At 67.4% G+C, this 26927-nt stretch carries 23 protein-coding genes and 1 pseudogene; 5 read left to right on the top strand and 19 right to left on the bottom strand.

Annotated elements, in window-relative coordinates:
• Together ROV95_RS05355 and ROV95_RS05350 are read right to left on the bottom strand one after the other, a co-directional pair.
• Nucleotides 1-1173 (bottom strand): MFS transporter, encoded by a 1173-nt coding sequence (locus tag ROV95_RS05355; protein WP_312543395.1) that lies wholly within the window; start codon nt 1171-1173, stop codon nt 1-3.
• Entirely contained in the window at nt 1170-2384 is a 1215-nt protein-coding gene (locus tag ROV95_RS05350) for an MFS transporter (protein WP_312543394.1), read from the bottom strand. The genes ROV95_RS05355 and ROV95_RS05350 overlap by 4 nt, the downstream gene beginning before the upstream one ends.
• A 133-nt stretch (nt 2385-2517) precedes the next feature.
• Here ROV95_RS05350 and ROV95_RS05345 point away from each other — a divergent pair, with 133 nt between their 5' ends.
• The gene (locus tag ROV95_RS05345) at nt 2518-3105 is read left to right on the top strand and encodes a TetR family transcriptional regulator (RefSeq protein WP_312543393.1); all 588 of its coding nucleotides are present in this window, start codon (nt 2518-2520) and stop codon (nt 3103-3105) included.
• Nucleotides 3106-3216: 111 nt separating this feature from the next.
• On the opposite strand, the gene ROV95_RS05340 is transcribed toward ROV95_RS05345, so the two are convergent.
• Nucleotides 3217-4146, bottom strand: a complete 930-nt coding sequence (locus tag ROV95_RS05340) for an oxygenase MpaB family protein (RefSeq protein WP_312543392.1) — start codon at nt 4144-4146, stop codon at nt 3217-3219.
• Nucleotides 4147-4455: 309 nt separating this feature from the next.
• Here ROV95_RS05340 and ROV95_RS05335 point away from each other — a divergent pair, with 309 nt between their 5' ends.
• On the top strand, nt 4456-5070 hold the full coding sequence (locus ROV95_RS05335; RefSeq protein WP_021204368.1) for a hypothetical protein: 615 nt from the start codon (nt 4456-4458) through the stop codon (nt 5068-5070).
• Nucleotides 5071-5109: 39 nt separating this feature from the next.
• On the opposite strand, the gene ROV95_RS05330 is transcribed toward ROV95_RS05335, so the two are convergent.
• From ROV95_RS05330 to ROV95_RS05270, 13 genes are all read right to left on the bottom strand, one after another.
• Nucleotides 5110-5454, bottom strand: a complete 345-nt coding sequence (locus tag ROV95_RS05330) for a hypothetical protein (protein ID WP_031270794.1) — start codon at nt 5452-5454, stop codon at nt 5110-5112.
• Between the two features lie 35 nt (nt 5455-5489).
• Nucleotides 5490-6260 carry a LytTR family DNA-binding domain-containing protein gene (locus ROV95_RS05325; RefSeq protein WP_312543389.1) on the bottom strand — a complete coding sequence of 257 codons (771 nt, stop codon included), beginning with the start codon at nt 6258-6260 and terminating at the stop codon, nt 5490-5492.
• Nucleotides 6250-7509, bottom strand: coding sequence for a histidine kinase (locus ROV95_RS05320; protein WP_021204365.1), 1260 nt, complete (start codon nt 7507-7509; stop codon nt 6250-6252). Before ROV95_RS05320 ends, ROV95_RS05325 begins: the two co-directional genes overlap by 11 nt.
• A gap of 164 nt (nt 7510-7673) precedes the next feature.
• Nucleotides 7674-9323 carry a M28 family metallopeptidase gene (locus ROV95_RS05315; protein ID WP_312543386.1) on the bottom strand — a complete coding sequence of 550 codons (1650 nt, stop codon included), beginning with the start codon at nt 9321-9323 and terminating at the stop codon, nt 7674-7676.
• A 440-nt stretch (nt 9324-9763) separates the two neighbouring features.
• A complete protein-coding gene (locus ROV95_RS05310; RefSeq protein WP_312543384.1) occupies nt 9764-11410 on the bottom strand; it encodes a CsgG/HfaB family protein in 1647 nt (548 codons plus the stop codon).
• Nucleotides 11411-11426: 16 nt separating this feature from the next.
• Entirely contained in the window at nt 11427-12104 is a 678-nt protein-coding gene (locus ROV95_RS05305; RefSeq protein WP_312543383.1) for a hypothetical protein, read from the bottom strand.
• 98 nt (nt 12105-12202) lie between these two features.
• Nucleotides 12203-13303, bottom strand: a complete 1101-nt coding sequence (locus tag ROV95_RS05300; RefSeq protein ID WP_032953880.1) for a hypothetical protein — start codon at nt 13301-13303, stop codon at nt 12203-12205.
• Entirely contained in the window at nt 13294-14490 is a 1197-nt protein-coding gene (locus tag ROV95_RS05295) for a hypothetical protein (RefSeq protein ID WP_312543382.1), read from the bottom strand. Before ROV95_RS05295 ends, ROV95_RS05300 begins: the two co-directional genes overlap by 10 nt.
• 106 nt (nt 14491-14596) lie before the next feature.
• The gene (locus ROV95_RS05290; RefSeq protein WP_312543380.1) at nt 14597-15859 is read right to left on the bottom strand and encodes a sigma-70 family RNA polymerase sigma factor; all 1263 of its coding nucleotides are present in this window, start codon (nt 15857-15859) and stop codon (nt 14597-14599) included.
• Nucleotides 15860-15904: 45 nt separating this feature from the next.
• A complete protein-coding gene (locus tag ROV95_RS05285) occupies nt 15905-16261 on the bottom strand; it encodes a DUF1428 domain-containing protein (protein ID WP_032128771.1) in 357 nt (118 codons plus the stop codon).
• Between the two features lie 24 nt (nt 16262-16285).
• Nucleotides 16286-16696: a VOC family protein gene (locus ROV95_RS05280; protein WP_312543378.1), complete on the bottom strand. Its 411-nt coding sequence runs from the start codon at nt 16694-16696 to the stop codon at nt 16286-16288.
• Nucleotides 16697-16736: 40 nt separating this feature from the next.
• Nucleotides 16737-17159: a VOC family protein gene (locus ROV95_RS05275; RefSeq protein WP_312543377.1), complete on the bottom strand. Its 423-nt coding sequence runs from the start codon at nt 17157-17159 to the stop codon at nt 16737-16739.
• A 67-nt stretch (nt 17160-17226) separates the two neighbouring features.
• Nucleotides 17227-17640 carry a YciI family protein gene (locus ROV95_RS05270; protein ID WP_053500761.1) on the bottom strand — a complete coding sequence of 138 codons (414 nt, stop codon included), beginning with the start codon at nt 17638-17640 and terminating at the stop codon, nt 17227-17229.
• A gap of 741 nt (nt 17641-18381) precedes the next feature.
• Between ROV95_RS05270 and ROV95_RS05265 the strand changes: the two are divergent.
• Nucleotides 18382-18800 (top strand): annotated as a pseudogene (locus ROV95_RS05265) (YciI family protein).
• On the opposite strand, the gene ROV95_RS05260 reads toward ROV95_RS05265, so the two are convergent.
• A complete protein-coding gene (locus ROV95_RS05260) occupies nt 18778-20859 on the bottom strand; it encodes a gluconolaconase (protein WP_312543375.1) in 2082 nt (693 codons plus the stop codon). The pseudogene ROV95_RS05265 and the gene ROV95_RS05260 overlap by 23 nt on opposite strands.
• 165 nt (nt 20860-21024) lie before the next feature.
• On the opposite strand from ROV95_RS05260, the gene ROV95_RS05255 reads away from it, so the two are divergent.
• Nucleotides 21025-22545 carry a hypothetical protein gene (locus ROV95_RS05255; RefSeq protein ID WP_312543374.1) on the top strand — a complete coding sequence of 507 codons (1521 nt, stop codon included), beginning with the start codon at nt 21025-21027 and terminating at the stop codon, nt 22543-22545.
• Nucleotides 22546-22593: 48 nt separating this feature from the next.
• Here ROV95_RS05255 and ROV95_RS05250 read toward each other — a convergent pair whose 3' ends face one another.
• Together ROV95_RS05250 and cycA are read right to left on the bottom strand one after the other, a co-directional pair.
• Nucleotides 22594-23370, bottom strand: coding sequence for a lytic transglycosylase domain-containing protein (locus tag ROV95_RS05250; RefSeq protein ID WP_019660891.1), 777 nt, complete (start codon nt 23368-23370; stop codon nt 22594-22596).
• A 229-nt stretch (nt 23371-23599) separates the two neighbouring features.
• Complete coding sequence (cycA, locus tag ROV95_RS05245) at nt 23600-24973, bottom strand: D-serine/D-alanine/glycine transporter (protein ID WP_312543372.1); 1374 nt, start codon at nt 24971-24973, stop codon at nt 23600-23602.
• Nucleotides 24974-25202: 229 nt separating this feature from the next.
• Here cycA and ROV95_RS05240 point away from each other — a divergent pair, with 229 nt between their 5' ends.
• Nucleotides 25203-26819, top strand: coding sequence for an EAL domain-containing protein (locus tag ROV95_RS05240; protein ID WP_019660889.1), 1617 nt, complete (start codon nt 25203-25205; stop codon nt 26817-26819).
• Nucleotides 26820-26927: the final 108 nt, after the last annotated feature.

The following is a 26927-nucleotide window of genomic DNA, read 5'->3' as shown; positions in this document are numbered from 1 at the left end:
CTACCTGCCGGTGGTGGCAACCATCAGCAAAGCACTCCCTGCCAACACCGCCGCAGCCCACAGCGTGGCGTGCAGCCCGATGCCATCCAGCAGCAGTCCACCGCCCCACGCCCCGAGCGCGATGCCGATGTTGAATACACCCACATACAGCGCGGTGGCGATCTCCACGGCCTGCGGCACCGCTTTCATCATCCAGCTCATCAGGCCCACCGATACACCGCCATAGGCCAGGCCCCACAGCAGCAGCACCGCGATGCCAGCGGACGGTGTGTTTCCCACCCACAGGAACAACAGCGGCGTCAGCATCAGGCCCGATGCGATCGCCAGCACCATGCCACGTGGATGGCGTGCTGCCAGCGGCCCGGCGATGAAGTTGCCGGCGATGCCAGCCAGGCCGTAGGCAAACAGCAGTGCACCGATCCACGACGCATCCATGCTGGAGAGGCACGTCAGCAGCGGCCGCACATAGGTGAAGGCGATGAAGTGCCCGGACACCAGCAGCACGGTCAGCCACAGGCCACGCCGCAGGTCGCGCTGGCCAAGCTGCTGTACGAACTGCCGCAGCCGCACCGATGTACTGACAGGCAACGCAGGAACGACCCGCAGATGCAGCAGCATCACCGCCGCACTGAACAACGCCAGCGCCACGAACGCGCTGCGCCAGCCCAATGCATCCCCGATCAGCGCGCCCAGCGGCACGCCCAGCACCGATGCCGCAGCCACGCCACCGAAGATGATCGAGGTGGCCAGGCCCATGCGCTGCGCAGGTACCAAGCGCGCTGCCAGCCCACCGGCGATGGCCCAGATGCCGCCCATGCAGAACCCCACCAGCACGCGCGCGGCCAACAGCCAGCCGATGCCCGGTGCCAGTGCCGACGCAAGGTTGGCGACCAGCAGCAGCGCGAGCAACGCGCACAGGATGCGACGGCGATCGATGCCACCGGCTGCGATCACCACCAGCGGTGCGAACAGGGCCGCCAGCAGGGCCGGCAGCGAGATCATCAGACCGGCGGTACCGGTGGACGCGCCGAGATCTTCGGCGATAGGGGTCAGCAGGCCCACCGGCAGCATTTCGGTGGTGACCACCGAGAAGGTGGCGAGGCCGACGGCGGAAACTGCCCACCACGGATGGCGGGGCCCAGGCGCGGCGTGCGCAGGCGAGGAAGCGCTCACGGGATGATTCCTTCAGGGGATGTGGACGCGGCGGACGGGCGCAGTGCACGTTGCGCGAGCATGGCGAACAGCAGCACGCCACCGCCTGCCAACAGCGCAACGACAAAGCCGCTGCGTACGCCCCCTGCATCAACGCTCTGTCCGGACAGCGCCGCGCCCAGCGCCACGCCGATGTTCAATCCGGCCAGCAACCAGGTCATGCCCTCGGTCAGGCGCGATTCGGGCACGTGCTGTTCGACCAGCGACATCGCTACGATCATCGTCGGCGCGAAGAACACCCCGGCCAGCAGCACGGCAACGGCCAGTGCAGGCAGGTTGCCCACCCACAGCAACGGCAACGTGGTCAGTGCGGTGGCCGCTGCGCCGGCCAGCAGCAGGCGCGGCAACGGTGCCTGCAGCTTCAGTGCACCGAACAGCAGGCCCGCCGTGCAGCTGCCCAGCGCATAGGCCGACAGCACCGCGCTGGCGGCAAGCGGCTTGCCCCGCTCTTCGGCGAGCGCCACGCTGGTGATGTCGACGGTGCCGACAATCACGCCCATCGCCAGCATCAGCAACGCCAGCAAGCGGATCTCCGGCTGCCGCAGCAACGAACGCGAGGGTGCGGCACCTTCGCGATGCTGCAGCGGCGGCTCGGTGCCACGCTGCATTACCAGTGCGGCCACTCCAATCACCAGCAGCAACGCTGCCGCCAGCACGCCCGCCTGCGGCCACACCGCAACCGACAATCCCACCGACAACGGTGGCCCGGCGATGAAGGTCACCTCGTCGAACACAGTCTCCAGCGAATACGCGGTCTGCAGCTGCGCGCGTCCGCGATGGATCGCGGTCCAGCGCGCGCGCACCATCGCCGACACGCTGGGCATGCAACCGGCCAGCATCGCCGCAATGAACAGCGTCCAGTCCGGCGCAGCCAACAGCGTGCACGCGACCAGCAACAGCAGCCCCGCCGCACTGGCCGCAGTAGCCCATGGCAGCACCCTGCCCTGCCCGCGCCGGTCAACCCAGCGCGACACCTGCGGTGACAGCAGCGCGTAGGTCAGCACGAAGGTGGCCGACACCGCACCAGCCAGTGCATAGCTGCCGCGCAGCTGCGACAGCAGGGTGATGATGCCGATGCCGGTCATCGGCAGCGGCAGGCGGGCCAGCAGGCCGGCCAGGGCGAGGCCGGCGGTGCCAGGGGCAGCGAACAGGTCGCGGTAGGGGGTGGCCATCAGGATCTCCAGGGCAGCGGCTTGCCTGGCGCACCCGGCGCCACGACAATACATACAGAGCGTATGAATAAGAGGCTACATTCATACGCTTCGTATGTAAACAATCATGCATTGTGTATCTAAGGAGTTCCGGATGGTCCGTCGCACCCGCGCCGAGATGGAAGAAACCCGCGCCACCCTGCTGGCCACCGCCCGTCGCGTCTTCAGCGCGCATGGCTATGCCGCCACCTCGATGGATGACCTGACTGCCCAGGCCGGGCTCACCCGCGGTGCGCTGTATCACCACTTCGGCGACAAGAAGGGCCTGCTGGCGGCGGTGGTCGCCCAGCTGGATGCCGAGACCGACCAGCGCCTGCAGGCGATCAGTGACAGCGCCGACGATGCCTGGGAGGGCTTCGTGCAGCGATGCCGCGCCTATCTGGAGATGGCGCTGGAGCCGGAGATCCATCGCATCGTGCTGCGCGATGCACGTGCGGTGCTCGGTGGCGCCTCACCGGAATCGCAGCGCCACTGCGTGCACTCGATGCAGCGGTTGATCGAACAGCTGATCACGCAGAGCGTGGTAGCACCGGTGGACGCGCAGGCGCTGGCGTCGCTGATCTACGGCAGCCTGGCCGAGGCCGCGTTCTGGATCGCCGAAGGAGAGGATGGTGATGCGCGACTGCGTCAGGCGACGGCGGCGCTGGACGCGTTGTTGCGTGGGTTGAAGTCGGCGGGGTAAGGCCCATCCACGCATGGCGTGGATCTAATGCGGAATCCGCTCGGGTAGATGCCAACCTTGGTTGGCGCTTCCGCGGCACCGCGTGAAAGGCGTGCCAACCAAGGTTGGCACCTACCAGGCAACCGCGGGCCACTCGCGCAGGATCTCCACCGGCGCGCCCATGCGTGCACAGGCGCGGCTGGCGAGGCCGTCGGGCAGCGCACGGCGGAACAGCGGCGCCATGCCCTGCATCAGCTTCGCAGACGCCGCAGCCTGGGCGCGCTGACGGCCACTGCGTGCAAGCATGCCTTCGGCCCAGTCCGGCAGCAGCGCCGCGCCCGCGCCGAGGAACACCTCGCGCGACAGCCCCGGCACCGGTACCGGCAGGCGCACGCCGGACAGCACCTCCAGCACTTCACGCGAGCGCTCGTCCACACGCAGCTCCGGTTGCCGCGCGCAGAAGTACGCCGCCACCTCGGCTTCGCTGCACGGCACATCCACTGCACCCAGCGCCTCGGCCACACGGCGGTACTCATCGTAGTAGCGGTCGGCGATGTCCCCCGGCACCTCGCGCCCATAGCGGCGGAAACCCTGCAGGAACCCGAAGGCTTCGGTCACGTGCACCCAGGTCAACAACTGCGGATCGTCGGCGGCGTAGGGCTCGCCCTGCGCGGTCTGGCCGCGGATCCGTGCATGAATACGGCGCACCTTGGCCACCAGCGCCTCCACTTCGCCAGTGGGCGCGTAGCTGGTGCCGGCAACGAAGGCGGTGGTGCGGCGCAGGCGTCCCACCAGGTCCTGGCGGAAATTGGAGTGGTCGTAGACCCCGGCCAGCGCGCGTGGGTGCAGTGTCTGCAGCATCAGCGCGCACAGGCCACCGGCGAGCATCGAGGGAAATTCGGCGTGCAGCCGCCAGGTGACGCTGTTCGGGCCGAACCAACCCGGGTCGCCCTGCGGATGGTCGTAGTCGATGCCACTCTGGCCGCGCGGGAAGGCGTCCAGTACCCAGCGCCGGATCGGCGCGGTGACGGGGCGGTAGAGTCGCTGCAGCAAAGCCGGCATCACGGGTCCAGGAAAGTCGGAAGAACGGTCGCATCTTGCGCGGTCGGCCCCGATTCTCGGCGATCACGGCGCAGGCGGCGAGCCTCCACGCTCAGCGACCGTTTCATGTGCGGCCGCAGCACGTTTCACCCTGCGACATCCTGTCGCAGGCTGTGACCGCGATGATGCAATGCATCAATTTTCACCCCCGTCGGGCAAACCCTTGCGCCGCTTGGCATTGCCCCCGTTGCACCGCCCGCTGGAAGTGCTAGAACTGGACCCGCCACACCGTCCAATGCTGATCGACGCACGTTCCACAAGGAGCCAGCCATGATTGCCTTGTTCAAGGGTTTGGGAATTCTGCTTCGCGACAACGAGCTCTACAGCAGCCCGTTCGACAAACAGGTGGCGCACTGGCGCAATCTCAGCGAGCAGCAGATCCGCGATGAAGTGGCGGTGCTGGCCCAGGCCAAGTGCCAGTGGCTGATCGCATCGATCATCGGCTGGCAGGCAGCCTCTCTGCTGATCCTGGGCCTGATCGCCAACTACCTGTGGCGCGATGACTTCCATATCACCTTCACCCGCGTGGTGATCGTGTTCGGCTCATGGGTCTCGATCCTGTTCGTGATCTGGTTCATGGCCAACATGTTCGATCAGCAGGCCGGCTTCGAGCGCTGGATGAAGGCCTTCAACAGCCGCGCCCGCATCAGTTCCAAGGCCGACAGCGTGGAGCACGTGGCCGAGGCACTGGACCTGGCCGAGCACTACCCGGAAGTGCTGGACTACAAGCAGGCGGTCACCACCAAGCGCGAACTGCGCCACGAGGACATCCGCATCATGACCGAGATCGGGCGGATGAAGCAGCACTCGGAGCTGGTCGGACGCCTGAACCACGTCGGCGAAACCGAACACCATCACGAGCTGACGCTGCAGCCTGCCTACTGACCCTTCAGCGAAGCGGGGGGATCCACACTGCCACCGTGCTCACTCGCGGTGGCAGTGTTCTATCGGGTCCTGGCTGACGCACTGGCGGAAGCCGTCGGGCAGGCCACGCATGGCCTCGGTCTTGCCTGCCGCAACCGCAAACCGACGCAGCGGCGGCGTGGTGCACGCGGCATCGGTGCTGCACGCTGGGTCCAGCACCAGGTAATGGCAGTGGCCACTGCTGCTGGCAATGCACTGAAAGCGCGCCTCGCCGTCGACCACCGTACTCTTGCTGTACAGCGTGTCCACGCCGTTGGCATGGGTGCGGGTGATCGAGGTGTTGCGGGATTTTTCGCAGCCGGCCAGTGCCAGCACGGCAACGCACGCAATCAGCAGACGGGACATGTTCATTCCTCGGTGCAGGGGGGATGCGGCTGCGGCTACATGCCGCGGAACAGGCTCATGAACGGTTGGCTGACCACCAGCGTTTCCGTTCGGCCACGCAGGCGCAGCACGCCCCGCCCGGTATCGTCGCGGCTGACCGCCGCCACGGCCTTCATGTTGACGATGGTCGAGCGGTGGATCTGGCGGAAATGCTGCGGGTCGAGCACTTCCAGCAGTTCGCGCAACGGCGTGCGCAGCAGGCTCTCGCCGGCGGCAGTGACCACGGTGGTGTACTTGTTGTCGGCGCGGAAGTAGGCCACCTCCTCCAGCATGATCAGCTGCGTCTCGCGGCCGGTGCTGGCGGTGATCCAGGCCAGCGGCGGTCGCTCTGCAGTGCCCTGCGATGGGCCCAACCGCTGCAGCAGGCGCTCCAGCACGGCATCGTCCTGCCGCGTCGATGGCAGCCGCGACAGGATGCGTTCGCGGGTGGCAAGCAGGCGCTCGTCGCTTACCGGCTTGAGCAGGTAATCCATCGCGCCCTGCTCGAATGCATCGATGGCGTACTGGTCGTAGGCAGTAACGAACACCACCTGGGTGCGCGGACTCAGCTCGGACAGCGAGCGCGCGACCTCGATGCCGCTGATACCGGGCATGCGGATATCGAGGAAAGCGATGTCCGGCTGCTTCTCGGCCAGCTGCTCCAGCGCGCTGGCGCCGTCCTCGCACTCGGCCACCAGCTTCAGGTCCGGCCACAGCCGGCGAAGTTGCTCCACCAGCGACTGCCGCAGCAGTTCTTCGTCTTCAGCGATCAGTGCCTCAAGCGGCATGGCTGCGCTCCTTGTGCGACTGCGGCAGGGTCATGGTCGCGGCCACGCCGCTGGGGAAATTGGCCACGATCGCCACACCGGCCTGCTCACCGCAGGTCAGGCGCAGGCGCTCGCGCAGGTTCTTCAGGCCGATGCCGGTACCGCTGGTGCCCTGCCCGAAGCCGAGCCCGTCGTCGGCGACGGTCACGGTCACGTGGTCATCGAAACCACGCGCGAGGATCCAGATCGTGCCACCGCCGGGCTTGGGTTCCAGGCCGTGCTTGATCGCGTTTTCCACCAGTGTCTGCAACGCCATCGCCGGCAGGTGCACGCCATGCAGTTCATTGGGTACCTGCACTTCCACCGCCAGCCGCGCGCCCATGCGGATACGCAGAATCTCCAGGTAGGCGCGGGTGCGCTCCAGCTCCACGCCCAGCGTGGACACCGATTCGTCCACCTGCGGCAACGAGCTGCGCAGGTACTGGATCAGGTGGCCGAGCATCTGTTCGGCACGCGCCGGGTCGGTGCGGGTCAGCACCTGCGCGTTGGCCAGCGTGTTGTACAGGAAGTGCGGTTCCACCTGCGCGTGCAGCAGATTCAAGCGCGCCACCGACAGTTCCTTTTCCACCTGGGTCTGTTCTGCGGCCGCCTGCTCGTCACGTCGCTGGTCGGCCACGCGGCGGCTGATCGCACGGGTGACCGCTTCGGCGTTCTCGAAGTTGCTGCCCTCGTCCAGCGCCAGCAGGTCGGCCCACCAGCCCGCATCCGGTTCAAACAGTAGGGTGACGGTGCTGGTGCCCTGCCCCGGCGTGACCGTGGCCAGCACGCTGTTGCGCTTGATCGCCAGCCGCGCCGGCAGGTTCCAGCGCGAGGGCTGACGCCCATTCCAGAGATCCACGCGGCGAACATAGGCGCGCACCTGCAGGCTGCCGGCCGAGCTTTCCACATCCTCCACGCGGGGAAGTTCGGCGATCGCCGCTTCCACTACCGAGAACGCGTGGCCGGCGTCCATCGGCAGTTCGATCTGGCGGCGCTGGCGCCCGGACAAGGTGGTGGCATCCAGGCGACCGGCCACCAGCCAGACCCGGCGGATATGGGTGATGGCACTGCCCAGCGCGGAAATGATCAGGAACATCGCCAGCAAGCCGAAAATCCAGCCCGGGCCATCGTTCATGCCACTGAAGATGCCGCTCCAGACCATGCCTGCGACGAACAGCGCCGCAGCCCAGGCCAGCAGATGACGTAACAGGAGAGAAAGGCTGGCGAACACGGCGGCGCCTTGGAGGAAGGGGGTGAGCCGAGCATAGGGCGGCCCGCCGGGCAAGCAAGCGGGCTGCGACGAAGGGCCCGAAAGCGGGGATGGAAGCCTTCAGTGCAACGCCGGGCATGGCCCGGCGCTACCAGGGCTGGCGGGGCAGCGCGCCCCGCATTCCCTTATTTGCGCTGGTCGGCGCTGGCGTCGCGTACGGCGCGGAACGACTCGTCCTTGCTCCAGTTCGGCCAGGCACGGGAGTTGGCCAGCTGGTTGCCCAGCGTGTACAGCACTTCCAGGTCGCGGGCGGCACCGGCGAACACCCAGTCCGGCTGCCATTCGTCGCCCTGCTGGTGGTAGCGCTTGGCGGTGTAGTCTTCCGAGGCCTTCTTGCCCGCAGCCACGCCACCGTCCACCCAGTCCTGGCCGGCCGACCACGACAGTGCCGGCACGCCACGCTTGGCGAACGGGAAGTGATCGGAGCGGAAGAACAGGCCCGCTTCCGGCTTCGGGTCCGGCGTGTAGCGGATATCCCAGCCCTTGGCCACGTCCTTCAGCTGGTCCAGCAGCTCGAAGCGCGCGGCGCCGTAGATGCCGAAATCGCGCGACGGACCGAACGGCGCCATGCCATCCATGTTGATCACCGCCACGGTCTTTTCCAGCGGGTACAGCGGATGGGTGGCGTAGTACTCCGAACCCAGCAGGCCCTTTTCCTCGGCGGTGACTGCCAGGAACAGCACTGACCTCTCCGGGCGCTTGGCCTTGGCGAAACCACGGGCCAGCTCGATCAGCGAAGCGGTACCGCTGGCATTGTCCAGCGCACCGTTGAAGATGCGATCACCGCGCGCGTCCGGCTCGCCCACGCCGATGTGGTCCCAGTGCGCGCTGTAGACGATGGTCTCGTCCGGGTGGCGGCTGCCTTCCAGGCGTGCGGCCACGTTGTGCGAGGTGATCACTTCGGTCTTCACCGCGTACTTCGCGTCCAGACTGGCGCCGGTCAGCGGCACCGGGGTGAAGTCGCGCTGCTGCGCCTTCTTCTTCAGCGCTTCGAAGTCCTGCCCGGCCGAGCGGAACAGCTCCACGGCAAGGTCGCGCTGGATCCAGCCTTCCAGCAGCGGGTGGCTTTCCGCCGGGTTGTCGCGCACCACATCGAACATGGTGTTGGTGTTGGAGCCGGCCACGGTGGCCCAGCCGTACGACGCCGGTGCGGTCTCGTGCACGATCAGCACGCCCAGCGCGCCCTGGCGGGCACCTTCTTCGTACTTGTAGGTCCAACGGCCGTAGTAGGTCATGCCCTTGCCGTCGAAGTCGCCCTGGCCGGTCTCGAAGTCCGGATCGTTGATCAGCACGACGGCGATCTTGCCCTTCAGGTCCACGCCCTTGAAGTCGTCCCAGTTGCGCTCCGGGGCCTTCACGCCGTAGCCGAGGAACACCAGCGGCGCCTTGCTGATATCGACGTTGCTGGCGCCGTTCATGGCGGCGCGCACGGCGATCTGCTTGCCCTGCTCCAGCGCAACGGTCTTGCCGCCCTGGTGCAGCGCCAGCTGCGGTGCGCCGACGATGTCGCCCTTGCGCAGCGGAACGGCCTGGGTCCACAGGCGCTTGCCATCCTTGAGGTCACCGCCCGGCAGCAGGCCGGCATCGGCGAACTGCTTGCTGAGGAAGGCGATGGTCTTTTCTTCGCCGGCGGTGGCCGGGGAGCGGCCTTCGTGGGCGTCGGAGGCCAGTTCCTTGACGTCGGCGGAGATCCGAGCGCCGTCGAATTTCGGGGTGGCCGCCATCAGTGCGCTCGACACCGACAGGGCCAGCACGCCCAGTACTACTCGTTTCATTGCTCTCTCCAGCAGGGAAATCTCTCTGGAGTGTAATGGGATTCGGCAGGGCTGCGCCCCGCACCTGCCGATGCCAGGGCAACAGCAACAGCAACAGCAACAGCGACAGCAGAAGCAGGCATTCGGTGGGATGGCGGGGTGGGTCCGGTTGCGGGGGACGCCGTAGACCCCGCTCCGCGGTCCGGCCCAGCCGCTGGCGGCTGTGCGTTCGGGCGCTTGCGAAGCAATGCTTCGCAAGCAAAGCGCCCTCACCCTTGGGGGCTTGGCCGCGGCATCCATGCCGCGGACACCCCCGCAACCGGACCCACCCCACCTTCGACAGCTTCCCGCTGCGGTTGGTGGGTGTCGACCTTGGTCGACACGGACTGAAACAGGAAGGGGTCAGATCCCTTTCCCGGCGGGAAAGGGCTCTGACCCCATCGGTGTGTTGCTTGAGCCTGTTACCAGTTCGGATCTTCGGCCGGCGCGGCAGCGGGCTTGGGCTTCGGCTTGGCGGCCGGGCGTGCGGCAGCTGCGGGAGCGGCCGAGGCAGTCGCTCCTGCGGCGGCGGCCGCCGGCTTGCTGCCCAGCTTCTGGCGCAGTTCGATCTGGCCCGGACGGAAACCGCCGCGCATCGCGTCGACGCCGTCTTCGATGGTGCCGTATGAGGTCTGTGCAGCGACGCGGTCGATGCGGATGGTGCAGCACGGGTGTTCGCTGCGGCCCAGCGAGCGGCCGGTCTGCGGGTCGTTCAGTTCTTCGCCCAGGCGCACGGCCTGCCAGCGCTGGCCGGCCTGCACGGTGTCACCGCCCTGGCTCAGCACCACCTGGTCACCGTCCACCGACACCACCGATACCGGGAACAGCGTGGTGACGATGCTGGTGCCGATCTGGCCGGACAGCGATTCCATCATCGCCGCGGCCATGTTGCGGCCGTTGACCACACGCGGCAGGGTGCTGGGGCCGGTCGAGGCCAGCTGGTGGTCGAAGCTGTCGGACATCACCACCTGGCCGGTGGTGGCGTTGACCAGGCGCAGGGTGATGCGGCCGCCACCGGAGTACGAGGTCACCTGGCGGTCGGACATGCGCAGGTTGCGCACGCTGCGCGGGTACTCGAAGCGTTCGATGGTCGGGATCAGGATCAGGTCGGTCGCCAGCTGCTGGCCGACACGGGCAGTGTCCTGCAAACGTACGTTGCCGCTGTTGATGTGGTCGATCTCGGCCTGCAGTTCGTCGCCGAACTCACGGTCCAGCACGATGAAGCGCTGGGTCTGGGTCAGCGTGTCGGACAGGCGTGCGCGGATCGCGTCGGCCACTTCATCGGCGCTCACGCGGCCATCGCCCACGGCATAGCTGCCGGCCTTGGTACGCGGCAGCGCGACCACGATCTTCGGCTTGCCCTGCTCGTCCGGTGCGCGGTACTGGGCGATCTGGGCACGTACGCGTACCTTCCAGTAGCTGCGCATGCTGCGGTGGGTCACGTCGGAATCGAACGAGCTGGCGCCACGCTTGGCATCGACGTTGACCTTCTCGTCGTAGCTCTGCTTGACACTGGCCGAAGCCGAACCGCTCTTGGCCGAGGCTTCGCCGGACGCACTGGCCGACGCCGAGCCCTTGAAGCTCCAGCCTTCGTCGCTGGCGCGCACACGGGCGATGGTCTCCTCGTCCAGCTGCCGCACTTCGTCCTGCGACAGGATTTCATAGCCCAGCACCGCGCCCTGCGAGCCGGCGATCATCTGCTGGGTGAACGCGTCGGCGCGGATGTCGCCGACGTGTTCGTCATCCACATCCACATGCAGGCCTGCACGCAGGCCCTGCATCTGGCTGGCCACGCGTACGCCGTTGACCTGCGCCACCGCCGACTGCAACGCCGCCAGCACCGCCAGTTCCGGGGTGCTGCCGATGCCGTCGGCCTCGCGCGCGACCTGGGTGGTGCCGCCGAAATCCGGCGTGCCACGCAGGGGCGCCGCTTCCACTGGCGCATTGCTGGCCAGTGCACTGGTTGCCTTTTCCTTGGCGGGCGCGGCAGCCGGGGCGTCCTGCTCGCCACAGGCTGCAAGCAGCGCGGCAACCAGGCCCAGGCCGATCAAACGGTAGGTCATACGCATGGAGATTCGCCTCGGATCAGAGCGTGTCGAGCATCGAATCGGCGTTGGACGGCACCTTCACCTTGCTCTTCCTGGCGAAGGTCACGGCCGACTTGGTCGAGCCGTACAGGCCCTGGATGAAGCCCGGCGATTCCTTGGCCACCCATGCACCGGCGGCCAGCTTGCGGCCGACGGTCGCCAGCTGGGTCGCGCCCAGGTTCTTCATGCCGGCGGTGAAGTTGCTGGCCTCGCCACCGAGCTTCTGTGCTTCGGCGGCCGACGCCAGCAGCGAGACCAGGCCTTCGGCGTAGTGCTGCTTGGATTCAGCGTTCAGTTCCGGCTGCGCGGCCTGGCGCTCGTTGATCGCAGCCTGTGCCGCTTCGCTGACCGACACCGACTTCTTCATCGCATCGACGCTTACCGAACCCGACGACAGCGCCTGGCGCTCGGCTTCCAGCAGCTGCACCTGCTCGGCCAGGCCGAAGGCACGGGCGAACGAGGTCTGGGCCTGCAGCGAGTGCGACTGCGAGCTGACGAAACGACGCACCAGCGCTTCCTGCGCGGCTTCGTCCGGGGCGGCGGCGCTGGAAGCGCTGCTGCTGGAGGCGCCGGTGGCGGCACCGGCCAGGTCCTTCAGCTTGCCCAGGCCAGCGTGCGCCGGCATCGACAGGGTGGCGGCGGCGATGGCCACGACAAGAGCAGTATTGCGGATCATATGAGTGTCCTTTGGGAGAGACGGCCGCCAAGCGGCACGTGGGAATCGGTAATCCCAGGCCGATGCCGAGCGGGCTCGGCACCCACCGGGGCGGCGGATCAGCGGACCGCCTTGACGTTCAGTTCGTTGATCATCTGCTGGGCGGCCTTTTCGGCAGCCAGCTGCAGCGCGTTGGTACGGGCCACGGTTTCATTCGGGCCGGTGCCGGAGAACTGCACCGGGCCCACCGACGACACGGTGCGCGGAAAGCGACCGGTCACGTCCAGCACCTTGCCGGTGACCGTGACGAACACGCGGGTGTTGCCACTGGCCGGATCGCGGTCGCGCATGCCGATGTCGAGGGTGCCGACGGCGATGTACGGAATGTTGGCCGCACGGATGCCGTTGGCGGTATCACGCAGGGTGGCCGGGGCCAGGTCGTTGCCGGTGCTGAAGTCCTTGCGGATGCGCTCGATGCTGAGCAGGCCGCGCGACTCGCCCTCCACGTATTCGGCTTCAACCACTTCGTAGCCGGCGGCGCTGAAGGCACCGGTCATCGCGGTGTTCACTTCGGCGGCGTTGGCCACCTTCCAGGTGATGTTGTCGGCGCGTGCGGTGGTGCTTCCGCCGCTGGTGACCGACACCGAACCATTCTGGTTGATGCTGCCGTTGGTGCTGACCGAGTTGCCGCGGAAGCTGTCGCCCTCACGGGTGTTCTCGCTGTAGCTGCTGCTGGCGTCGACGCGGCGGTATTCCTTGTCCTGGAACGACTGCACGGTGTCCTGCGAGCGCGCCATGAACAGGAAGGTCAGCAGCGAACGCTGGGCGGCGGTGGCACCGGCCACGGCCGAACCTGCATCCAGCTTGGTCTGCAGCAGGGTGGTGTTGATCTCGGCGCGGACGGTGACGGTGTAGGTCTTGGCCTTCTTGTCTTCGGTGTCCGACAGCTGCACGGCACTGAGCACGTAGCGGTCGATCTCGCCGATGAACTCGGCGCGGCGCGCTTCGAACAGGCGCAGCTTGGCCGCACCGGTTTCGGCGATGTACGCCTCCAGTGCATTGACCTTGGCCTTGTTCAGGGCCTGGGCACGGGTGTCGGCACTCAGGCGCAGGCCGTAGCTGGCCGAACCAGTACCGCGCGAACTGGCGGTCTGCGCAGCGACCGGCGAGGCCACCACCAGCGCGATGAGGATGAGCAGGATGGTACGCATCAACGACATGACTTGATCAACTCCTGGAGGGCTTGGGTCTGCTGCTGCAACGGGCGGCCGCCCGGCTTCTGTTCGTCCAGCCAGGCGCGCGAATCGGCGCGCTTGGCGGCGGCGCCGGCGAAGGCATCGAGGCCCGCCAGCAGGGTTTCGTAGCTGGCCGACCACTGGTCGACCTGCCACTGCGTGACCGGCACAACCTTGGTGGCCCCCTTGCGCAGCGGCTGTTCGAAATAGACCTTGCCGGAGAACGGCTCGGTCACCTTGGCGGTGAAGAACGCGCCGAACAGCATCGTCTTCATCGCCGGGGTTTCTTCGATCACGCCGTTCTTCAACGCATCCACCTGCAGGTTGATGACGTAGTCCGGCTCGGGGATCTTCAGCTGGTAGACCTTGCCGTCGGCAAAGCGGGCGGCCATCGCACCACCGATCGCCTGGCCCGAGGCCGGCGGCAGCAGGCCGACGCCGGTATTGGACGACAGCGTCTTGGACAGTTCATGGGCCAGCGTGGCGCGCAGCGGGGTTTCCCACTTCGGGTCGGGCAGCTTGGCGCGGACCGCGTCGGACAGGGTTACGCCACCGACCTGCAGGCGACGCACGGCGGCATCGGGCAGCTTGGCCTGGGCGAGACTGGCGGCCAGCACCTGCGACAGGCTGGTATCGGCGCTGCCGTACAGCAGATCGGCGACGATCGCGTCGATATCGTCGTTGTCCGGGCGGTAGTCCTGCACGTCGATGCGCTGCAGGGTCAGCGGATAGGACGCGATCACCTGGCGCTCGCGGAAGTCGAAGAACAGCGCCTGCAGCGCCACTTCCACCAGCACCTTGTACTGGTCACCGATCGGCTCGACCGAGACCAGTTCGCGGTCCAGTGCCGCGGCCAGCACGGTCGCGCTGGTGGTGCCGTCGAGCATCGCCACCGGCTGGTCGATCAGCTGCAGGTGGGCTGGGGCGCGGCGCTTGAGCGACTGTGCCAGCGCCTGGTTCAGCGGGACCAGGCCACGCCGTTCCAGCACCGCATGCGCATGTGGCGTGGTCGCCTGCACGGCGGCGGCGTCAGCGGTATAGGCGAAGCCTGCCCAATAGGCCTGCTGTGATTTGTCTGCCGCCTGCGTGGCCATCGGCCACACGGCCAGGCACAGGGCACAGGCAAGCAGGCGCGCAAAAGCGCGCGATGCGCTCTTCGTCCTTGAATACATCCAACCGCTCCTCGGTCAATACGCACGGAATGCGGACGCTGATGCGTCCGCTGGGCGCGAAACATAGCCGCTCAGGCGCGCGGCGACAAGTGCTGTCCTTGTCGGCTCAGTCTGTGCGGGGCAGGCCCGCCCGTTGCCGCAGCAATCCGCGCTCGGCCCGGTTCTGGCTGAGCCGAGCTGCCTCGCCAAAAGCGTCACGCGCATCCTGCTCACGCCCCAGTGCCTGCAACAGCTCGCCACGAACCACCTGCAGCGGCGCGTAGTCGCGCAGGCGCGCATCAACCAGCAGCGGCTGCAGTTGTACCCATGCAGCGAACGCGCCCTCGCTGCGCAGTACCGCCACCACCCGGTTCAATGCCACCACCGGCGAAGGTTGCACCTGCAGCAGCTGTGCATAGAGCGCGGCGATACGCGGCCAGTCGGTAGCGTCGGCGCGCCGCGCCGCCGCATGGCACGCTGCGATGCGCGCCTGCAGCACATAGGGATCGTCACCGCCACCGGCGGCCAGCGCGCGCGCCAGCACCTGCTGCCCGCGTTCAATCTGCAGCCAGTCCCAGCGCGCGCGGTTCTGTTGGTCCAGCAGCACCGGCACGCCCTGCGCATCGGTCCGTGCTGCGGCACGCGAGGCCTGCAGCTCCATCAGCGCCAGCAGGCCCAGCACCGGCGGCACCGGCAGCCGGTGCGCCAGAATGCGCGCGAGTCGCAGTGCCTCGTCGCACAGCGCCGGACGCATCCAGTCGTCACCGGCACTGGCCGCATAGCCTTCGTTGAAGACCAGGTAGATCGCCTCCAGCACTGAAGCCAGCCGCTCGGGCATCGCCTCCGCGCGCGGCACTTCATAGGGCACCTGCTTCTGCGCCAGGGTGCGTTTGGCACGCACGATGCGTTGGGCGATGGTCGGCTCGGGCTGCAGGAAGGCGCGGGCGATCTCGGTCGTGGTCAGGCCACCGAGCAGGCGCAGGGTCAGTGCCACCCGCGCATCGGCCGGCAGCACCGGATGGCAGGCCACGAACATCAGCCGCAGCAGATCGTCACCCAGGTCATCCTCCAGCGCCTGGCTGTCATCCGGCGCTGGCAGGGGTGCCGGATGCAGTTCCTCACCCCATTGCGCATGCTGCTTCGCCACGCGCTGGTGCTGGCGCAGCACATCGATGGCGCGGTTGCGCGCGGTGGTCATCAGCCAGGCTCCGGGGTTGTCCGGGATGCCCTGTTCCGGCCAGCGCTCCAGCGCGGCCAGCCAGGTGTCCTGGGCCAGCTCCTCGGCACGGCCGACATCACCGCCGAGCAGCCGCGCCAGGCGCGCGATCAACACCGGCGACTCCATCCGCCAGAGGGTTTCCAGACGCTGCGTCAGTGCGGGATCGAGCATGCGCCGATCACAGCACGCACGCCCGGCCCGCACAAGCGCCATGGCTCACGCTTCGACGATGGGCTTGAAGCCGCCCCAGAACATGCGCTTGGTATCGAACGGCATGTCCTTCGGGCCCAGCGACGCCAGCCGCGGGTCGGCCATCACCTTGGCGTTGATGCGGTCACGTGCCGCGCGCGAGCGGAACACCACGAAGGCGACGATCACCGTCTCGCCCGGTTTCGCCTTGACCGCACGCGGGAACGAGGTGCTCTTGCCCGGTTCCACATCGTCGGCCACGCATTCCATGTACTGCAGCGCGCCATGGTCCTTCCACACCGCGCCGGCCTTGCGGGCAAGGCGGCGGTAGGCCGCCACCTTGTCCTGTGGGCACGGCAGCACGTAAGCATCCACGTAAGCCATGTGGGTTCTCCCTTGCGGCGGCCGTCAGCCCGGCTCGCCGTCCATGTGTGCGATTTCCCAGAGATGGCCATCCAGGTCCTGGAAGCCGCGCTGGTACATGAAGCCCAGGTCGCGCGCCGGCTGCGGTTCGCTGGCGCCGGCGGCCAGTGCCTTGTCCACCAACACGTCCACCGCCTTGCGGCTGTCCGCCGACAGGCAGGTGATCACCTCGGTCTGGCTGCGTGCGTCGGCGATCGGCTTGGTGGTGAACTGCTTGAAGAACGGCTGGGTCAGCAGCATCACGAAGATGCTCTCGCTGATGACCATGCAGGCCGCATCGTCATTGGTGAAGGTCGGGTTGAAGCTGTAGCCCAGCGCGGCGAAGAAGGCCTTGGATGCGTTGAGATCCTGCACAGGCAGGTTGACGAAGATCATCTGCGGTTGTGGTGCACTCATTGGTAACGCTCCTTGTGGATGAAGAGGAAAGAGGGAGGGATCAGGGCTGCTTCATGCAATTGACCATCCACGGCTTGCCGTAGCGATCAATCAGCATGCCCCAGCGGTGCGCCCAGAACGTTTCGGCGATCGGCATCTGCACCTGGCCACCTTCGGCCAGCGCCGCGAACACGCGCTCGGCCTCCTCGATGCTGTCGACGTCGACATTGATGGTGGTCGAACCACCCTCGCCACCGCCGGGGCCGTCGGCCGCCATCAGGATGGCGCTGCCGATTTCCAGCTGGCTGTGCGCGACGTGGTCCAGGGTTTCCGGCGGCATCTCGTTGCAGCCGGGCGACCCATCGGAGGGCGGCATGTCGCGGTACCTCATTTCCGAGGTGACCTGGCCACCGAGTGCCTTGGCGTAGAACGCCATCGCCTCATGGGCCTGGCCACTGAAGCCGAGGAAGGGAATCAGTCTCATGGCAATACTCCGTTGTGTTGTTCAGGGTGGTAGTGCCGGGGCGTGCCCGGCAGGGAGAGGAATCGGGTCAGCCTTCCAGCTGTGCACGCAGACGCTGTTCCTGCTGCTGTAATTCGGGGGTGAAGGCTTCACCAAAGTCTTCTGCGGAGATCAGGGGACGCAGTTCCAGCGTGCCGCCCTCGCCGAACGGCGCACGGCTGGCCCATTCAACGGCCTCGTCCAGCGACCGCACCTCCCACAGCCAGAAGCCGGCGATCTGTTCGCTGGCAGGACCGAACGGACCGGCCTCGACCTTGGGTGCCCCGCCGCCGAAATGAATGCGACGGCCGCGCTGGGTGGCGTGCAGGCCTTCACCGGCCAGCATGATGCCGGCGGCCACGAGCTGTTCGTTGAAGGCGCCCATTTCGGACAGTTCCTGTTCGCTGGGCATGCGGCCGGCTTCGGAGTCGGCGTTGGCCTTCACGATCACCATCACTTTCATTGCAGTCTCCCGTGGGGACGCGTGGTGCGTGCCCTTCACTGGGTACAACGAACCCAGGGGCTGGGAATCGACACGTCTGTTGGAAATTTTTTCTTGCGCGGAAAAGCGCGCCTTCGGCGAGGGTCGGCGAACGGCGGAGCCCCTCCGTGGTGGGGTTGGGTTGGTCTCTGAAAGCTCGGTTGATGGGTTTGGCCGGGTGGGGAGGCAGGGCAGGGGGCGCTGCAAGTACGTCCATGTAAGCTCGGTCGCCGCATCCATGCGGCTCACGCCCCTGCCCTGCCTCCCCACCCGGCCCTGGACAGTTTCCTGCCTCCGGTATCCACCACGGGAAGATCAAGAGAAAAGGCAACAGCAACAGCAACAGCAACAGCAACAGCAGCAACGGCGGTTGGCTGGCGGCCTCGGCTTTGCGAGCGAAGCGACCCGCTTTTGCTCTTGCTTGTGATTTCCCGTGGTGGATCGGCAACCGGAATCTGTCTGGGGCCGGGCGGGTGGGGTTGGCGGGGTATCCGCGCCAGGGATGGCGCGGCTAAGCCTCCAGGGATGGATTCACGGCGTCCCCGCCAATCCCACCCGCCCGGCCCACCCGCAGGAAGCCAGCTTTCAGCGACCAACCCAACCCCACCACGGAGGGGCTCCGCCGTTCGCCGACCCTCGCCGAAGGCGCGCCTCCCGCGCTGCAACATGCCCACGCGCAGACCTGCGCCATCATGGGCACCCCGCCCCCGCCAGGACCGCGCCATGCAGCAGTACCTGCTCCTGATCTACATCGAGCCTGCCCTGCTGCAGGCCCTGCCCATCGAAGAATTCAACGCGCTGATGCGCGACTGCCTGGCCCACGCCGACAAGCTGCAGGCCGAAGGCACGCTGCTGGCCGCGCAGAAGCTGCAGCCGGTCGACACCGCGCAGACCCTGCGCGTGCGTGATGGCCACAGCCGCGTACTGGATGGCCCCTTCGCCGAAACCCGCGAACTGCTGGCCGGCTCAACCTGATCGTCGCCCGCGACCGCGACGAAGCCATGCGCATCGCCCGCGACTTCCCGTGGGCACGCTTCGGCAGCATCGAAGTGCGGCCGCTGGAAGACATGGACGCCGAGCGCGAACGCTGCGGCGCGCCGGCTGCGGCTGCGGCTGCGGCTACGGCAGCAGCCGTACCCTGATCTCGCGCGGGCCGATGCCTTCATTGCCGCTGTAGTCGCGCACGCTGGCGCGCACGATGTACTCGCCCGGCGGCAGCGCCGACGGCTGCCAACGCCCGGTTTCCATCAGGCCGTCACGCACGGTGTTGGTGGCCAGGTAGCGGAAGCGGGTCACCGCGCTGCCATGCACGGTGATGCCGCTGTCCGGTGCGTAGGCCACGCGCACCGCTTCCCGCTGCGGCGGCATGCGGTTGAACACGATGTTCCAGCGTGGCTGCTCGTAGCCCTGCAGCGGTTGGCCGCCCGCATCGAGAATCTGGTAACCCACCTGGTACATGCCCAGGCGCCGCCGCGGCAGGTTGTTGCCGACCTGGTCCCAGGCTTCGACCACGATCTGCACACCGCGTCCCTGGCGCGCCACCATCACCACGCCATCGCTGCCTGCGGCCATCGGCTGGTCGTTGTCGTCCAGCAACGCCACATCGGTGATGCGCGGTGCGAAGTGGTCGGCGTAGTTCTGGAAGCCCAGTGCCACGGCGTTGGTCTCGAAACCACCGGTGCCGACCGCCAGGTGCACATGCGCCTGGTTGTTGATGCTACCCAGGCGATCGCCGACGTGAATGCGCATGCCGCGCCGCACGCGCATCCGCTCCAGCTTGCCCTGCTCGTCGTACAGCGCCTGCCAGCGCGCATCGAACGGTTCATTGCGTGGGGTGCGGCCCACCCGCATGTGGATGTACTTGAGGCGATCCACGGCCAGGCCCTCAGCCTGCTCGCCCAAGCTCCAGGCCGCCATCGGGCTGCTGATCTTGCCATCGGCAATCGCCAGCACGGTCTGGCCCACATCACCGCGCACGTCGAAGCCCCCGTGCAGGTGATGGCGACTCTCGCCCTTGAAGTTGCCGCGCACTTCGCCGAGCGTGCCGACGACTTCGTGCCAGCCCTGCTGCGGCGCCAGCGGCCAACGGCCGCCGGTATCGGGCAGCGCGGCATCGGCGGCCGGGCCGACCAGCGCCGGTGCGGGCAGTTCCCCCACCGGTAGCGGGCGCAGGCGGTGCAGGCGATAGGCCGTCGCGTCGGCCACCAGCACGCTGCCGTCGGCGTCCATCGCCAGGCCACTGGGGCGGGCCAGGCGTGGCAGTCGACCGTTGCCGACCAGCGCGATCTGATGGCCCTGCGGCGTCACCTGCACGATGCGGCCATCCATGTCGCCCACGTACAGCACGCCATCGTGGGTGGTGGCCAACGACAGCGGCCCATTGATCACGCCACCCCCACCCACCACGGTGCTTACCGTGCCATCGGCACCGACGCGGCGCACCGCGTTGTTGAACAGGTCGGCCACCAGCAACGCGCCCTGCGCGTCGAAGGCCAGTGCCACCGGCGTATCGAAGCGCGCAGCGGCGCCCGTGCCATCGGCCAGGCCCGGCCGATCGCCACCGGCCAGTGTGCGCACGTTGCCATCGGTACCGATCACCCGGATGCGGTCATTGAAGGTATCGGCCACGTAGACCTGGCCCTGCGCATCCACTGCGATGCCCATCGGCGCATCGAAGCGCGCCTGCGCGGCAGGTCCATCAACGTGGCCCTGTTCACCACCGGCCAGCGTGGTCACCTGGCCGTCGGTGCCGATGCGGCGGATGGCATGGTTGCCGGTGTCGGCCACATACAGGTTGCCCTGCGCGTCGGCGGCAATGCCCGAAGGCGTGTTGAAACTGGCCTGCAGTGCCGGGCCATCAACGCGCCCCTCGCCCTGCCCGGCCACCGTTTCGACGCGGCCATCGGGCAGGCGGCGACGGATCCGGTTGTTATCACCGGCATCAGTGAAATAGACACTGCCATCGGCACTGCGCAGCAACGCATAGGGATCGGCGAAGCGTGCCTGCGCGGACGCGCCGTCGCGGTCACCGGGGTGGCCATCGCCGGCCAGCGGTTCGATCTGCGCGGTCCACGCCAACGGCGTTGGAGCCGGGCCCGCCGGTTCAGCCAGCATATGCAGCGGTGTCTCCCACCAGGTCGCAGCCAATGCCACTACCGTCGCCAACGCTACGCCTGCCGCCATCCATTGCCACCGTGCCATCGTGCTGCGCTGCCTGCCTGCTGCCTGAAGAGGCACCGACAATAGACGCTGAACGCACGATCCGCCATGGCCAATCGTACGGCCAAACGCCAGAGTTCCATCCATCGCGCTTGTTCTCGCTGGCTGCAGCAGGTTCAATGCGGTTCCCACGGATGGAGATCCTCCATGCCCCGCATCCTCCCCCTTGCTGCCCTGCTGGCCGCCGCATTGGCCAGCACATCCGCCACCGCTTCGATCACGGTGGCGCCGCAGAAGCCGTCAATCACCGCCGATGTGATGCACATGGCCTATGCCACGCGCTGGGATGAGGCCATCCAGCAGTCACGCAGTGGCAACACGCTGGGCGCGCTGATCGCGATGGAACGGCTGATGGAAGATCCGATGCTGGATGACTTCGATGCCGAACATCGCGGCCGCGCCGCGCAGGTGGCCGGCTGGACCGCGATGGTGCAGAAGAAGCCGGACCAGGCCCGCCGCTACCTGCAGCGCGCACAGGAAGCACTGCCGGACGACGCGCAGATCCTGCTGACCCTGGTCTCGGTGGAACTGTCCGAGAACCAACCAGCGCCCGCCACGAAGCACCTGGTGCAGGCACTGAAGCATGCCGACGCGCCGTTGCCGGTGGACCGCCACGCGATCAACTACCTGCAGTTCCGCCTGCGGGACCAGCCCCAGCAGCGCATGGAACTGCTGCAGGCGCTGTTCGACAACGGCTGGAAGAGCGGCGGCCTGGAACCCACCGGACTGTGGCTGGCACTGGCAACACTGCAGGCCGACAATGGCCGGGGCGACGACATCCCGGCCACGTTGGCGCGCATCACCGGCCCGGCCGAGATCATCCGCCTGCGCAGTGACAAGCGGTTTGATCGCTATGTCGACCGCGACGATGCCCGCTTCGACCCAGTGCAGGCTGCACAGAAGCACCTCGACGAACTGCGGGTTTCCGGCCTGCTCGACCGGGCGCTGGACGCACGCATGGCCGAGTTCAGCAGCACGCTGCTGATGCTGGACCGCAACGAGGAAGTGCTTGCGCTGACCGATGGCATGGCCGGTGTGGCGGCCGAAGGTGAGTCGCCCTCGGCGACGGAAGCCGAATGGGTGGCGTGGCTGCTCAACAGCCGGCTTATGGCGCTGCGCCGGTTGGGCCGTAACGATGATGCGCTGGCCACAGCCAGGCTGGCCGCACGCATCGGTGCGCTGGGCCCGGATGGTGCCGAGCACCAGTTCAACGTCGGCTTCTTGCTCAGTTCGCTGGGCCGCATGCAGGACGCTGCTGTCGCGGTGAATGACATGCCGGGCCTGGCCGGTTACGGCAAGGCGGCCCAGGCACTGCTGCAGTTCGTTGCCGCCCGTGAACGTGGCGATGCCAAGACCGAACAGGCCGCGCGCGCAGCCATCCTGGCCCAGGGCGATGACGCGCGCCTGTTCCAGCGCGAGATGCTGCTGGAGGAAGGCAATCTGGACGCGGCCGCTGCAGTGCTGATCGAACAGCTGCGCTCACCGGTTGAGCGCGGCGAGGCACTGGCCTCCCTGCAGGACATGCGCACCTATCCGTCGCTGCCCGGCGACGTGAAGATCGATGCCGCCTGGCGTGTGCTGAAGCAGCGTGCCGACGTGCAGGCCGAGGTGGCACGCGTCGGCCGCATCGAGCGCTACGACCTGGTCAGCACGTCCACCTCGCGCTGAGCCGATTTCCTGTGGAGCCGAGCGTGGGCTCGGCACTACACCTCCCGCCTAGCGGGCTGGCACTTCGGTGCGGATGCCCATCGCTTCGCGGTAGCGCGCGTACAGCGCCATCACCTTGTCCACATAGGCCAGGGTTTCGGCGTAGGGCGGCACGCCCTTGTAGCGGGTGACTGCACCGATGCCCGCGTTGTAGGCAGCCGCCGCCAACGGGCGATCGCCGTTGTAACGGCGCAGCAGCGCGCGCATGTAGCGCGCGCCGCCCTCGATCGACTGCTGCGGCGAAAACGGATCGCGCACGCCATATTCCTGTGCGGTCTCCGGCATCAACTGCATCACGCCCTGTGCGCCCTTGCTGGACACCGCCAGCGGATCGAAATTGCTTTCGGCATGGGCGATTGCGCGCAGCCAGGCATCGTCGACGCCCGTGGCCTTGGCCGCGGCCTTGAACTGCCTGGCGTGCTGCGCCAGCTGCGGCTTGCCCACCTTGCCCAGGCCTTCGTGGGCAGGCTCGCCCGGCGGCGTGGCCACGGTGAACTTCAGGAATACCCGCGAGCCGGGCAGGTTGCGGGTGGAGTAGACAAGCACGCCATCCTGCTCGCGCTCGTACAGTACGCCGCTGAACACGCCCATGTTGCCCCACAGGTTCGGGGTCTGGATGGCGTTGTCGTCGATTTCCTTCGGGCTACAGCGCGAACCCGGTTCCGGCGCGGTGGCCAGGCTGACGGTGTTGCCCTGCACACAGCGGTAGACGGTGCGTGCGGCGGCCAGCCCGGGCCACAGGCTGGGCAGCAGCAACAGCACAAGCAGAAGAGGGCGACGGGACATGGCGGCCGGATCATCCGGCCGCGCCCGCGAATGTTGGGTGAATGGGGGTCGGCAGGGCTGCGCCCCGCACCTGCGCCGGCGCCCGCAGCGGTAGAGTCGACTGTCAGTCGACTATCGCGCGCAGCGCAGGGTTTTCCGGAAGCCCATGGAAGAGCAGTCGACTAACAGTCGACTCTACCGATTTCCGACGTTCTCGATTTCCGGCGTTGCCGAAACCCCGCATTCCCGGTCATTTCACCGTTCTGAGACGCACCCGGTACCCCACGCCCAGCAGCACGAACCACACCGGGCTGGCGATCAGCGCCTGGCGGGTGTCAGCCTGCAGGCTCAGCAGCACCAGCACCGCGGCGAAGAACACCAGGCAGGCCCAGCACATGGCGACGCCGCCGGGCATCTTGAAGATCGAGGCGGCGTGACGTTCAGGGTGGCGGCGGCGGTAGACCATGTAAGCCACCAGGATCAGCGACCAGACGAAGATGAACAGCACCGTCGCCAGCGTGGTCACCAGGGTGAAAGCAGTCACCAGGTTCGGAATCAGGTAGATCAGCAGCGTGCCACCCAGCAGGCACAGGCACGAGAACAGCAGGCCACGGGCAGGCACGGCAGCGCGCGACAACTTCGACAGCCCCCGCGGTGCGTGGCCTTCCTCGGCAAGGCCGTACAGCATGCGACTGGTGGAGAAGATGCCGCTGTTGGCCGAGGACGTGGCCGAAGTCAGCACCACGAAGTTGATCAGGCTGGCGGCGGCAGGAATGCCGGCCAGCACGAACAGCTGCACGAACGGGCTCTTGTCCGGCACCACCTGGCGCCACGGGGTGACGGCCATGATCGCAATCAGTGCCAGCACGTAGAAGATGATGATGCGTACCGGAATCGAGTTGATCGCCTTGGGCAGGTTGCGCTCGGGGTCGGCGGTCTCGGCGGCGGTGGTGCCGACCAGCTCGATGCCGACGAAGGCGAACACCGCAATCTGGAAACCGGCGAAGAAGCCGACCAGGCCCATCGGGAACAGGCCGCCGTCATTCCACAGGTTCGACAGCGACGCGGTGTGGCCACTGGGCGAGGTGAAGCCCCATGCCACCAGCCCAGCGCCGGTGATGATCAGCGCGCAGATCGCCACGATCTTGATCAGCGCAAACCAGAACTCCATCTCGCCGAACAGCTTCACGGTCACCAGGTTCAGTGCCAGCAACAGCAGCACGCAGGCCAGCGCCGGTATCCACGCATCCAGCCCGGGGAACCAGAACTGCGCATAGGCGGCAATGGCGATCACATCGGCGATGGCGGTCACGATCCAGCAGAACCAGTATGTCCATCCACAGAAGAACCCGGCCCATGGGCCGAGCAGATCCGTGGAGAAATCGATGAAGGACTTGTACTGCAGATTCGACAGCAGCAGCTCGCCCATCGCGCGCATCACGAAGAACAGCATCGCGCCGATGATCAGGTAGACGAAGACGATGGAGGGTCCGGCCAGGCTGATGGTCTTGCCCGAGCCCATGAACAGGCCGGTGCCGATGGCACCGCCGATGGCGATCAGTTGCAGGTGGCGGTTGGACAGGCTGCGGCGCAGGTGCTCGGGGGGCGTTGCGGGCTCGGTCATGGGCGCGGGCAAGAGGGCGGCGAAGCGTTCGACGGTAGTCCTCCAGCGCCCGGAGCGCCAGCATCGGACGGGTCAATCACGTCAAACTTGGCCGCTTTCATCACAATGTGACCGAATACCGGATTGATCCCATTCCGCCCGGCCCTGCGCCATGCTCAGATAGCCGTTCCTGCCCAAGGATCGGCCCGCCCATGTGCCCTGCCCTGCCCACCCCGCTGGAGCCCCGGCCATGAGCCGGCTGCGCGTGATCATCGGTGGCACGGCGCTGGCGATTCTGGCCGCAGCCGTGCCGATCGCGGTGATGGCCTATGCCACCTGGGACCGGGCCGTCAGTGTCGAGCAGCAGCGCCTGCGCGATATCGCCGGTCGTACCCTGCGCCGTGCCGACCAGTCCTACCGGGAAGCACTGGCGGCGCTGCAGTCGGCCGAGGCCGGCGCCCAGGACGCCTGCGGGCCGGACCATATCCGGCGCATGCAGACGCTGGTGATGACCTCGCCGTCGGTTGACCAGATGGGCTACTTCGAGGGTGGCAAGCTGCGCTGCACGTCGTGGGGGCCGTTTCTGTCCGACGTGAACCAGCCCAGGGCCGACCACGTCACCAGTGATGGCGCCGGCATTGCCGTGGATGTGCGCCCCGAGGCAAGCGGACGGCGCCAGGTGCTGTCGATCCTGTATGGCAACTACGACGTCCTGGTCGATCCGCGCCGGTTTGTCGATGTCATCGCCGACCCGAACGTGCGCCTTGCCCTGGCCAGCCCGGATGGCCGCCTCCTGGCCAGGCAGAGCGGCATGGATCCCGCGTTGCTGGAGACCCTGCTGCGTGCGCCCGAGGAAGGCCTGGACCACAACACCCTGTACGCCACCGCCCGCAATGAAGAGTGGCTGGCGATCGCAACCACGCCGCGTACCGCGCTGGCTGCAACCTTCCGCCAGCAGGCGTGGCTGTTCGTGCCGATCGGTGTTCTGCTGGCCGCTGCCGGTGCCGGCCTGGTGGTGTGGCTGTCGCGTCGCCGCCTGTCCCTGCGCGGCGAACTGGCCACGGCGATCCGCCGCCGCGAGCTGTACCTGCACTACCAGCCGATCATCGAGCTGGATACCGGCATCTGCGTCGGCGCCGAGGCCCTGGTGCGCTGGCAGCGCCCGGATGGCACGCAGGTACGGCCGGACCTGTTCATTCCGCTGGCCGAAGAGGCCGGCATGATCGGCGCGATCACCGATCTTGTGATTGAGAACGTCGTGCGCGACATGCGCGATCTGTTGGTCGCCGACCGCAGCGCACACATCGCGATCAACCTGGCCGCCGAAGACATCAGCAGCGGCCGTGCGCTGAAGATGATCTCCAAGCACATGACCGGCAGCGGCATCCTGCCGCAGCAGATCTGGATGGAAGCCACCGAGCGCGGCTTCCTCGATCTGGACCGCGCCCGCACGATGCTGGCGCAGGCACGTCGCGCCGGCCACAGCGTGGCCATCGATGATTTCGGAGTCGGCTTCTCCAGCCTGCAGTACCTGGAGCAGCTGCCGCTGGACGCGCTGAAGATCGACAAGTCGTTCATCGATGCGATCGACACCGAGAGCGCGACGAGCCCGGTGACGCCGCACATCATCGACATGGCCAAGGAGCTGGGCCTGTGGGTGGTGGCCGAGGGCGTGGAGACCGAGGCGCAGTTGGCATATCTGCATGCGCGCAAGGTCGAGTTCGCGCAGGGCTGGCTGTTCTCGCGGCCGCTGCCACGGGACGAGTTCGTGGTGTTCCACCACAAGCGGCAGCAGCGCTATGGCGCGGCGCGGGAGCACATGCAGAATCCGCGCAGCGTGCCGATCGAGCGTGAGGGCGTGGAGTAAGGCGGCGAACGGCGGAGCCCCTCGTGGTCGCGCCCGGTGAATCCATCAGTTGGGGCCGGGTGGATGGGTCGCGCAGGGGGCGCTGCAAGTACGTCCATGTAAGCTCGG

This window comes from Stenotrophomonas maltophilia group sp. msm1 (assembly GCF_032025805.1).
Classification (GTDB): Bacteria; Pseudomonadota; Gammaproteobacteria; order Xanthomonadales; family Xanthomonadaceae; genus Stenotrophomonas; species Stenotrophomonas hibiscicola.
The sequence above is the reverse complement of the archived record's forward strand: the minus strand, read 5'-3'. Positions and strand labels throughout refer to the sequence as shown.